Origin of the sequence: Streptomyces sp. NPDC006283 (genome assembly GCF_040613325.1) — a bacterium.
Taxonomy (GTDB): domain Bacteria; phylum Actinomycetota; class Actinomycetes; order Streptomycetales; family Streptomycetaceae; genus Streptomyces.
In genome coordinates, this window is record NZ_JBEXRZ010000085.1 from 20,247 (window position 1) to 29,325 (window position 9,079).

General features: G+C 71.2%; 8 protein-coding genes. 6 read left to right on the forward strand and 2 right to left on the reverse strand.

What is annotated here, in order from left to right:
* The first annotated feature begins 86 nt into the window (after positions 1-86).
* Positions 87-1,862, forward strand: a complete 1,776-nt coding sequence (locus tag ABZ070_RS19180; RefSeq protein WP_356635314.1) for a phosphatidylglycerol lysyltransferase domain-containing protein — start codon at positions 87-89, stop codon at positions 1,860-1,862.
* Positions 1,859-2,560 (forward strand): hypothetical protein, encoded by a 702-nt coding sequence (locus tag ABZ070_RS19185; RefSeq protein WP_356635316.1) that lies wholly within the window; start codon positions 1,859-1,861, stop codon positions 2,558-2,560. The genes ABZ070_RS19180 and ABZ070_RS19185 overlap by 4 nt, the downstream gene beginning before the upstream one ends.
* On the opposite strand, the gene ABZ070_RS19190 is transcribed toward ABZ070_RS19185, so the two are convergent.
* The gene (locus ABZ070_RS19190; RefSeq protein ID WP_356635318.1) at positions 2,509-3,264 is read right to left on the reverse strand and encodes a hypothetical protein; all 756 of its coding nucleotides are present in this window, start codon (positions 3,262-3,264) and stop codon (positions 2,509-2,511) included. The genes ABZ070_RS19185 and ABZ070_RS19190 overlap by 52 nt on opposite strands.
* Positions 3,265-3,332: 68 nt before the next feature.
* Here ABZ070_RS19190 and cobS point away from each other — a divergent pair, with 68 nt between their 5' ends.
* On the forward strand, positions 3,333-4,127 hold the full coding sequence (gene cobS, locus ABZ070_RS19195; protein WP_356635320.1) for an adenosylcobinamide-GDP ribazoletransferase: 795 nt from the start codon (positions 3,333-3,335) through the stop codon (positions 4,125-4,127).
* 26 nt (positions 4,128-4,153) lie between these two features.
* Here cobS and ABZ070_RS19200 read toward each other — a convergent pair whose 3' ends face one another.
* A complete protein-coding gene (locus ABZ070_RS19200; RefSeq protein WP_356635322.1) occupies positions 4,154-4,786 on the reverse strand; it encodes a spherulation-specific family 4 protein in 633 nt (210 codons plus the stop codon).
* Positions 4,787-5,466: 680 nt separating this feature from the next.
* On the opposite strand from ABZ070_RS19200, the gene ABZ070_RS19205 reads away from it, so the two are divergent.
* The 3 genes from ABZ070_RS19205 to ABZ070_RS19215 all read left to right on the forward strand — a co-directional run.
* A complete protein-coding gene (locus tag ABZ070_RS19205; protein ID WP_356635324.1) occupies positions 5,467-6,978 on the forward strand; it encodes a leucyl aminopeptidase in 1,512 nt (503 codons plus the stop codon).
* A gap of 304 nt (positions 6,979-7,282) precedes the next feature.
* The gene (lpdA, locus tag ABZ070_RS19210) at positions 7,283-8,671 is read left to right on the forward strand and encodes a dihydrolipoyl dehydrogenase (RefSeq protein ID WP_356635326.1); all 1,389 of its coding nucleotides are present in this window, start codon (positions 7,283-7,285) and stop codon (positions 8,669-8,671) included.
* A 54-nt stretch (positions 8,672-8,725) separates the two neighbouring features.
* On the forward strand, positions 8,726-9,079 hold a 354-nt coding region (locus ABZ070_RS19215; RefSeq protein ID WP_356635328.1), incomplete at its 3' end, for a biotin/lipoyl-containing protein.

Consider the following 9,079-nt stretch of genomic DNA (forward strand, 5'->3'; position numbering starts at 1 on the left):
CCGGGCGGTGCGGCCGGGAGCGGTGCCCCACCGCCCGGCCGTCGCCCGCCCATCGCAAGGCGACATGCCCCATATGATCCCCTTTCATGGGAGAAGCCGGAAAAGTCCGACCATCCGGTGACGGCGCGGCAGCACGTGCCGGCACCGACCGCTCACGGCGCAGTGCCGCGTTCACCATCTGGTACGTGCGCGTCATGGCGTTCATCAACCTGGCGGGTGCCGTGTGGGTCTCGTTCGGCAACGACCTGCGCCGCCACAACGAGGACGACCACTTCACGCCGTACCTGCTCACCGCGGGCTTCGCGTCGGGCCTCTTCGCGCTCTTCCTCGCCATCACCATGCGCCGCCGCAAGCGGGCCGCCTGGATCCTCAACGTGGTGCTCTGCGGGCTCTTCCTGCTGCTCTTCGCCGTCGCCCTGACGCTTCCCGAGATCCGGCAGCACCCGCAGAACTGGATCTCCTTCCTCCTGACCGCCGCCTTCATGGCCGCGTCACTGCTCGGCCGGCGCGAGTTCTACGCCAAGGGCGACCGCTCCAACCCGAAGCTGGCGACTGGTGTCGCCGCCGGCGGGCTGCTCGTCACGTCGCTGCTCGCGGCGCTGCTCGTCACCGCGACCAACACCTCACCGGACCGCTCCACCTTCCTGGAGCGCTGGCGGTACGGCGCGATGCGGCTGGTGTCCATCGATGTCGACGACGACCGCTTCCCCACGATCACCAGCCCCGGCTGGACCGACGTCCTCATCAACATCATGTCGACGCTGCTGCTGCTCGCCGTGCTCTACGCGGCGTTCCGTTCGCGACGGGCCGTCGACCCCATCACCGAGGAGGACGAGGCCAGGCTCCGTGCCCTTCTGGAGCGGTACGGCGAACGGGACTCGCTGGGCTACTTCGCGCTCCGCCGCGAGAAGAGCGTCGTGTGGTCGCCGACGGGCAAGGCGGCCGTGGCCTACCGGGTGGTCGGTGGTGTGTCGCTCGCGTCCGGCGACCCGATCGGTGATCCGGAGGCCTGGCCGGGCGCGATCGAGCCGTGGCTGGCCCAGGCCCGCGAACACGGCTGGATCCCGGCGGTGATGGGGGCCGGCGAAGAGGCCGGGACGGTGTACGCGCGGCACGGCATGGACGCGCTGGAGCTCGGCGACGAGGCGATCGTCGAGACCGCCGAGTTCACGCTCGAGGGGCGTGCGATGCGGACCGTACGCCAGGCCTACAACCGCGTGAAGCGGGCCGGGTACCAGGTACGCATCCGCAGGCACGAGGACATCCCCGCCGACGAGATGGACGAGTTGCTGCGGCGCGCGGACGACTGGCGGGACGGGGAGACCGAGCGTGGTTTCTCCATGGCGCTGGGCCGGCTCGGTGACCCGGCGGACGGCCGCTGCGTGATGCTCGAGTGCACCGACGGCGACGGCACCCTGCGGGCGCTGCTCAGCTTCGTCCCCTGGGGGCCCAAGGGGCTGTCCCTGGACCTGATGCGGCGTGACCGGGAGGCCGACAACGGACTGACGGAGTTCATGGTGATCGAACTCCTGCAGCGCGCCAAGGAGATCCGGATCACTCAGGTCTCGCTGAACTTCGCGATGTTCAGATCGGTCTTCGAACGTGGCTCGAAGCTCGGTGCGGGACCGGTACTGAGGCTGTGGCGTTCGCTGCTCGGCTTCTTCTCCCGCTGGTGGCAGATCGAGTCGCTCTACCGCGCCAATGCCAAGTACCGACCGATCTGGGAGCCGCGTTTCATGCTCTTCGAGAAGAGCGCCGACCTGCTGCGCATCGGCCTCGCCGCCGGACGGGCCGAGGGCTTCCTGGAAGCGCCCGGCCTGCCCAAGTGGCTGCAACGCGGACATCTGGAGAGCCGGCGTTGAACACGGCGTCCGCGTTTGCGGCCCGCGAGTGGGGCCCGCTGTACGGGGCGGTCCGCGCGGCACTCGCCGCCCGGCGGTGGCGGGCCGTACCGATGACGCTCGCCGCGGTCTGCCTGACCGCCCTGCTCCATCTTGTGCAGAACCAGCCATGGGGGCTGGAACCGGTCCGTGACATCGGCTTCGTACGGGCCGAGGACCCCCTGTGGCTGACACTGCTGCGGACGCCGCTGTCGCTGTTCGTGCCGGCGCTGGACCTTCCCGTGTGGGGCGCGCTGGTCCAGATCCTGCTGGTGTTCGGCATCGCGGAGATCACGCTGGGCAGACCGCGGACGCTGGTGGTCGCCTACGGGTCGACGCTGGCGGGGACCGCGTACGCCCGGATCGGGATCGCGGTCGGCCCGGACGGTCCGCTCGGGCTGCCGGCTTCCGACGCCCAGGTTGTCGACACCGGGCCGTCGGCGGCCGTCGTCGGGCTCGCGGTCTACGTCTGCCACCGCTGTCGGGCGTGGTTGACGATGGGGCTCGTCGTGGCGGCGATGGTGGCCGAGGTCCTGGTGAAGAACAACCTCGCCGGCAAGGAGCATCTGGCGTCGATCGCGGCCGTGCTGGTCGTGTGTGCGGCGACCGAGCTGAGAAGTCGCCGGCGTCAGCGTTTGCGCGCCGGCAGCCGGTCCGGCGCACCGCCGATGAAGTCCTGAAACGCCCGGCGCGGCCGGTTCCAGCGCCGGTCGTGCCGGAACCTGCGCAGCGCGGCCCTCGCCCGGGCCTTGGGTCTGTTGCGGTAGAAGCGCCGGGCCCAGGGCGAGGAGGGCCGCGCGAGGCGCACCGCGCCGACGATTGCCACCAGCGGGACCAGCGTCCCGATGAGCGCCATGCGGCCCTTGCCCTTGAAGGCGGTGACGAGCACGAAGAGGAAGTTGGCGGCGATGGTGAAGATCAGCGAGACGCGGTCCTCGCGTTCGTCGGGCGTCAGTTCGTTGACGCCGAGCGGCACGGAGCCGCCGAGGACGAGCAGCGCGAGAGCGGCGGCGAGGACGACGGCCTCGACGCTCTGCCTGCCCTGCTCGGTCCAGTAGACGTCGTCGAGATGGAGGATCAGCGCGAACTCGTCGAGCACGAGGCCCGCGCCGGCCCCGAAGACGACGGCGCAGACCGAGGCGGAGACACCGTGCCTGCCGGTGCCGACGGCCCAGAAGCCGCCGACGATCATGAGGATGACGCCGGGCACCACATGGTGGATGTGCAGTCCGCCGGGCGAAACGTTCCTGAAAGGGCCCCTGCCCGCGCGGATCATCCGGGTGATGACGCGGGTCGCCAGGAAGGTCAGCACGAAGGAGGCCAGCGCGATGAGCATCGGGAGTTTCCCGGGCTCGACGATGTTGCGGTAAAACCAGTGACCCATGCCACCCGCTCCCGATTCGCACGTTATGCGCAATTTACCGTCCCGGGCGCCGGGCTACCCTTCGCGCGATGACTCTTCGGACTGCCGCCCCGGCCTGCGCGCACGGCATACGTTTCGCCTTCGGCACCCTGACCGTGCTCCCGGTCCGCGTCACCCGGTGGGACCGCGAGGCCGCCCGCGCCGGCATGCTCTGCGCACCGCTCGCCGGTCTGGTGGTCGGCCTGTTCGCCGCGGCGCTCGGCGGCCTGCTGATGCTGCTGGGGTCCGGCCCGCTGCTCGCCGCCGTGGCAACGGCGGCGGTACCCGCGGCCCTCACCCGGGGCCTGCACCTTGACGGCCTCGCCGACACCGCCGACGGACTGGGCAGCGGCCGACCGGCACAGGACGCGCTGCGCATCATGAAGCAGTCGGACATCGGTCCGTTCGGTGTCATCACCCTGCTCTTCGTCCTGCTCGGCCAGGTCGCGGCACTCGCGGAGCTGTACGCGCGCGGCTGGGCGACGGGCGTGACGGCCGCGGCGCTGTCCGCCGTCACCGCCCGGCTGGCGCTGACTCTCGCGTCCCGCAAGGGCGTTCCCGCGGCCCGGCCCGAGGGCCTGGGCGCGGTGGTCGCGGAGACTGTTCCCGCAAGCGCGGGAGGTGTCGCGGCAGCGCTCGTCATCGCCTGCGCGGCGGGCGCGGGTGCGCTCGTCGGCCCGTACGGCGCACTGCACTGCGCACTGGCGGTGGCGTCCGGGCTCCTGGCGGCGCAGCTGCTGCTGCGGCACTGTGTGCGGCGCTTCGGCGGGGTGACGGGCGATGTGTTCGGGGCGCTGGCGGAGACGGCGGGCACGGTGGCGCTGGTGGCGCTCGTGCTGGGCTGACGGCAGGAGCATCACAGGACCGGCGTTCAACGCGCGGGCTCCAGGGTGTGCGGGAGAGTGCCCCACGGGTGGGCGCCGGAACCGGGGACGACGCAGTGGACCGCGGCGCCCGCGCGGGCGCCGGGCGGCGCGGCGTAGACGAGATGACAGAACCGTTCCGGCGGATGAGCGGCGGTCCAGTTCGGGACGCCGGCCGTGCGGTAGGCGTCCCAGGGGCCCTCGAACGTGACCAGCAGGTCGGCGAGTTCGGCGTACGCGGGGTCGGGGTGGACGCCGTGGTTCAGCACCAGAGTCGCAGCGCCCGACGCGCGGGCCGCGTCCGCGAGCCGCCGGTAGTGGGGCAGTGCGTCGGCCCCGGAGCAGACCTGGTCGAGGAAGGCCCCGTCGGCGCCGTACCAGTCCCGGTGGCGGCCCACGTCCCGCAGCACGTCGGCGTGCGGACGGCGGCCGTAGTCGGTGTCCGTGTAGCCGAGCACGCGCACCCCGGCCCGGCGCAGCCGCGCGGCCACGGCGGCGAACCCAGGGTCGGGGGCGGTGCCGGGTCCGTCGGCCGGATTGAGCACGACCCCGTAGAGGCGCGGCGCGGCGGCGACGACGGCGTCCCAGGCGTCGGGCCGGTCGGCGGGATGCTCGTAGAAGGGCACCAACAGGCTTTTCACGGGCGGTTCCAGAGGGAGTGAGTCAGTGACGGTGATTGCGGCTCACGGTTGTACGCGAAGGCCGTCACGAGATCGCGGCGGCCGTCGTGCGTGTACTCCCGGATCAGGCTCGCGCGCGCCGTCGTCGCCGACGGGCATGTCCAGCAGGGCGGTGAAACCTTCCCTCGGGTCAGGTCGGTCCGGAGCGTCGGAGCGGCGGCGGCGTACGCGGAGGGCACGGCGCCCGCGAGCGCGACGACGGCGACGCGGCCGGGCGGGGCGCCGCCGGGCGGGGCCGAACCGTCAACCCGGCGCCGTCGGCCGTCGACCCCCGGCCGGCCCCCCGAGCGGTCACGTCCTTCGCGGACTCAGGACGCCGCGAGCCGGCGGGGCCGCTCGCCCGTGCACCGTGCAGTGCCATCCGTGTCCCCCCTCGCACACCACCCTCGACCAACGCCCCTGAGGTGCACGGAGGTTCGGCGGAGATGACGCAAAGGAGCCCCGCGCTCCGTTGCCCGAATGTGGTGAGTGTGGCTGAGCCCTCACGATCTCCCGGGCAAACATGAAAGAGACACCACGGATGAGTGAACCGCCGCCGCCGTGAGCGATACATGGGGCCGCGCGTAGGCTCTTCTCCCGTATGGGGTGTCGATCCACCTCGCCGGACCCTCGGAACTCAACGGAAGCGAGATTTCACCACCGTGACTGCTCTCACTCTCAGCACTGCAGGCGCTGCGACGCTGCGCGCCGACGCCATCGTGGTCGGCGTGGCCAAGGGCGCCAAGGGCCCGGTCGTCGTGCCGGGCGCCGAGGCCGTCGACAAGGCATTCGACGGGAAGCTCGCCTCCGTCCTCGAGACCCTCGGCGCCGGCGGTGGCGAGGGCGAGGTCACCAAGCTCCCCGCGCCCTCCGGCCTGAAGGCCCCGGTCGTGATCGCCGTCGGCCTCGGCGGCGTGCCGGAGAACGACGACACGTACAACACCGAGGCGCTGCGGCGTGCGGCCGGTGCCGCGGCCCGCGCGCTGTCCGGTTCCAAGAAGGCCGGCTTCGCGCTCCCCATAGAGTCCGTGGAGGACGCGGAGGCCATCGCCGAGGGCGCGCTGCTCGGCGCGTACGCCTTCACCGCCTACCAGGAGAACGGCAAGGACGCCAAGAAGCCGCTGGCCGAGGTCGCCCTGCTGGGTGCCAAGCCCCGCGACAAGGCGTTCAAGGCGGCAGCCGAGCGTGCGATCGCGGTCACCGAGGAGATCAACCGCGCGCGCGACCTGATCAACACTCCGCCGAACGACCTCACCCCCGAGGCCTTCGCGGCCGTGGCCACGGCCGCCGGCAAGGAGCACGGCATCAAGGTGCAGGTGCTGGACGAGAAGGCGCTCGTCAAGGGCGGCTTCGGCGGCATCCTCGGCGTCGGCCAGGGCTCGCAGAACCCGCCCCGTCTGGTGAAGCTCTCCTACACCCACTCCAAGGGCGCGAAGACGCTGGCACTGGTCGGCAAGGGCATCACCTACGACTCGGGCGGCATCTCCCTGAAGCCGGCCGGCCACAACGAGACGATGAAGTGCGACATGAGCGGCGCTGCCGCCGTGTTCGCCGCCGTCGTCGCGGCCGCCCGCCTGGGCCTCGCGGTCAACGTCACCGGCTGGCTGGCGCTCGCGGAGAACATGCCGTCCGGCAGCGCCACCCGCCCCGGTGACGTGCTGCGCATGTACAGCGGCAAGACGGTCGAGGTGCTCAACACCGACGCCGAGGGCCGGCTGGTGCTCGCCGACGCGCTGACCCGCGCCTGTGAGGAGAGCCCGGACGCGATCGTCGACGTGGCGACCCTCACCGGCGCGATGGTGCTGGCGCTGGGCAACCGCACGTTCGGCATCATGGCCAACGACGACGCCTTCCGTACCTCCATCCACGAGATCGCCGAGGAGGTCGGCGAGGCGTCCTGGCCGATGCCGCTCCCCGCCGACCTGCGCAGGGGCATGGACTCGCCGACCGCGGACATCGCGAACATGGGCGAGCGCATGGGCGGCGGCCTGGTCGCCGGCCTGTTCCTGAAGGAGTTCGTGGGCGAGGGCATCACCTGGGCGCACCTGGACATCGCGGGCCCGGCGTTCCACGAAGGTGCGCCGTACGGCTACACGCCGAAGGGCGGCACGGGGTCGGCGGTCCGCACGCTCGTGAAGCTGGCGGAGCGCACGGCCGCCGGCGACCTGGGCTGACGAGGCGGGTGCGCGTCGCTCCGGCGGCGCGCACCCACGCCGGACGGGCTGCACGGCGGCCCCGCCACCACCGGGAACAACGCTCCGCCTCCCCGCGTTGGCTACGACTCGGTAACCCGTAAAAGCGCTCAAGCTCACCATCTCAAGCTCCGGCCCCGCGTCCCGCCGCCCGTCGACAAGTGCGAAGATGGGTTCTCGGCAGGACAGGGCCCCCACCACAGGGCCGAAGACTAAGCGGCCGAATACCAGCCGCCGCCCGGTCATCGACGACCGGCGAACGGCGCACATGCATGGAGGACGTGACGTGGCGAACGACGCCAGCACCGTTTTCGACCTAGTGATCCTCGGCGGTGGTAGCGGCGGTTACGCTGCGGCGCTGCGCGGAGCTCAGCTGGGCCTGGACGTCGCACTGATCGAAAAGAACAAGCTCGGCGGCACCTGCCTGCACAACGGATGCATCCCCACGAAGGCTCTGCTGCACGCCGGCGAGATCGCGGACCAGGCTCGTGAAGCCGACCAGTTCGGTGTCAAGACCTCTTTCGAGGGCATCGACATCGCCGGTGTCCACAAGTACAAGGACGACGTGGTCTCGGGCCTGTACAAGGGTCTGCAGGGTCTGGTCGCCTCCCGCAAGGTGACCTACATCGAGGGTGAGGGCCGCCTGTCCTCCCCCACCTCCGTCGACGTCAACGGCCAGCGTGTCCAGGGCCGCCACGTCCTGCTGGCGACCGGCTCCGTGCCGAAGTCGCTGCCGGGCCTGGACATCGACGGCAACCGCATCATCTCGTCGGACCACGCCCTCACGCTGGACCGCGTCCCGCAGTCCGCGATCATCCTGGGCGGCGGCGTCATCGGCGTCGAGTTCGCCTCGGCGTGGAAGTCCTTCGGCACCGACGTCACCGTCATCGAGGGCCTCAAGCACCTGGTCCCGGTCGAGGACGAGAACTCTTCGAAGCTCCTTGAGCGCGCGTTCCGCAAGCGCGGCATCAAGTTCAACCTCGGCACGTTCTTCGAGAAGGCCGAGTACACCGAGACCGGTGTGCGCGTCACCCTCGCGGACGGCAAGACCTTCGAGGCCGAGGTGCTTCTTGTCGCCATCGGCCGCGGCCCGGTCTCGGCCGGTCTCGGCTACGAGGAGCAGGGCGTCGCGATGGACCGCGGCTACGTCCTGGTCGACGAGTACATGCAGACCAACGTTCCCACCGTCTCCGCGGTCGGCGACCTGGTCCCGACGCTCCAGCTCGCGCACGTCGGCTTCGCCGAGGGCATCCTGGTGGCGGAGCGGCTGGCCGGTCTCAAGACCGTCCCGATCGACTACGACGGCGTGCCGCGGGTGACGTACTGCCACCCCGAGGTCGCCTCCGTCGGCATCACCGAGGCCAAGGCCAAGGAGATCTACGGTGCGGACAAGGTCGTCGCCCTGAAGTACAACCTCGCGGGCAACGGCAAGAGCAAGATCCTCAAGACCGCGGGCGAGATCAAGCTCGTCCAGGTCAAGGACGGTGCCGTGGTCGGCGTCCACATGGTCGGTGACCGGATGGGCGAGCAGGTCGGCGAAGCGCAGCTGATCTACAACTGGGAGGCTCTGCCGGCCGAGGTCGCGCAGCTCATCCACGCGCACCCGACGCAGAACGAGGCACTCGGCGAGGCCCACCTGGCCCTGGCCGGCAAGCCGCTGCACTCCCACGACTGATCAGTCCGGGCGCGACGACCACTTCCGCACCATTCGTAAGGAGCAACTGAAACCATGGCGGTTTCCGTAACCCTTCCGGCGCTCGGCGAGAGCGTCACCGAGGGCACTGTCACCCGCTGGCTGAAGGCCGAGGGAGAGCGCGTAGAGGCCGACGAGCCGCTGCTCGAGGTGTCGACCGACAAGGTCGACACCGAGATCCCCGCCCCGGCCGCCGGAGTGCTGGCGTCCATCAAGGTCGCCGAGGACGAGACCGTAGAGGTCGGCGCCGAGCTGGCCGTCATCGACGACGGCACCGGCGCGCCCGCTGCCGCGCCGGCTCCGGCCGCCGCGAGAAGGGCTACAGCTCCAAAGCCATCCGGACCTGGCTCCGGCGCCGGGGCATCGCCCACACCGTCCCCGAACGAGCCG

What these genes read in the sequence shown, in the direction of transcription:
- ABZ070_RS19180 (WP_356635314.1), top strand. Translation starts at nt 87, where the DNA reads ATGGGAGAAGCCGGAAAAGTCCGACCATCCGGTGACGGCGCGGCAGCA.
- ABZ070_RS19190 (WP_356635318.1), bottom strand. Translation starts at nt 3,264, where the DNA reads ATGGGTCACTGGTTTTACCGCAACATCGTCGAGCCCGGGAAACTCCCG.
- cobS (WP_356635320.1), top strand. Translation starts at nt 3,333, where the DNA reads ATGACTCTTCGGACTGCCGCCCCGGCCTGCGCGCACGGCATACGTTTC.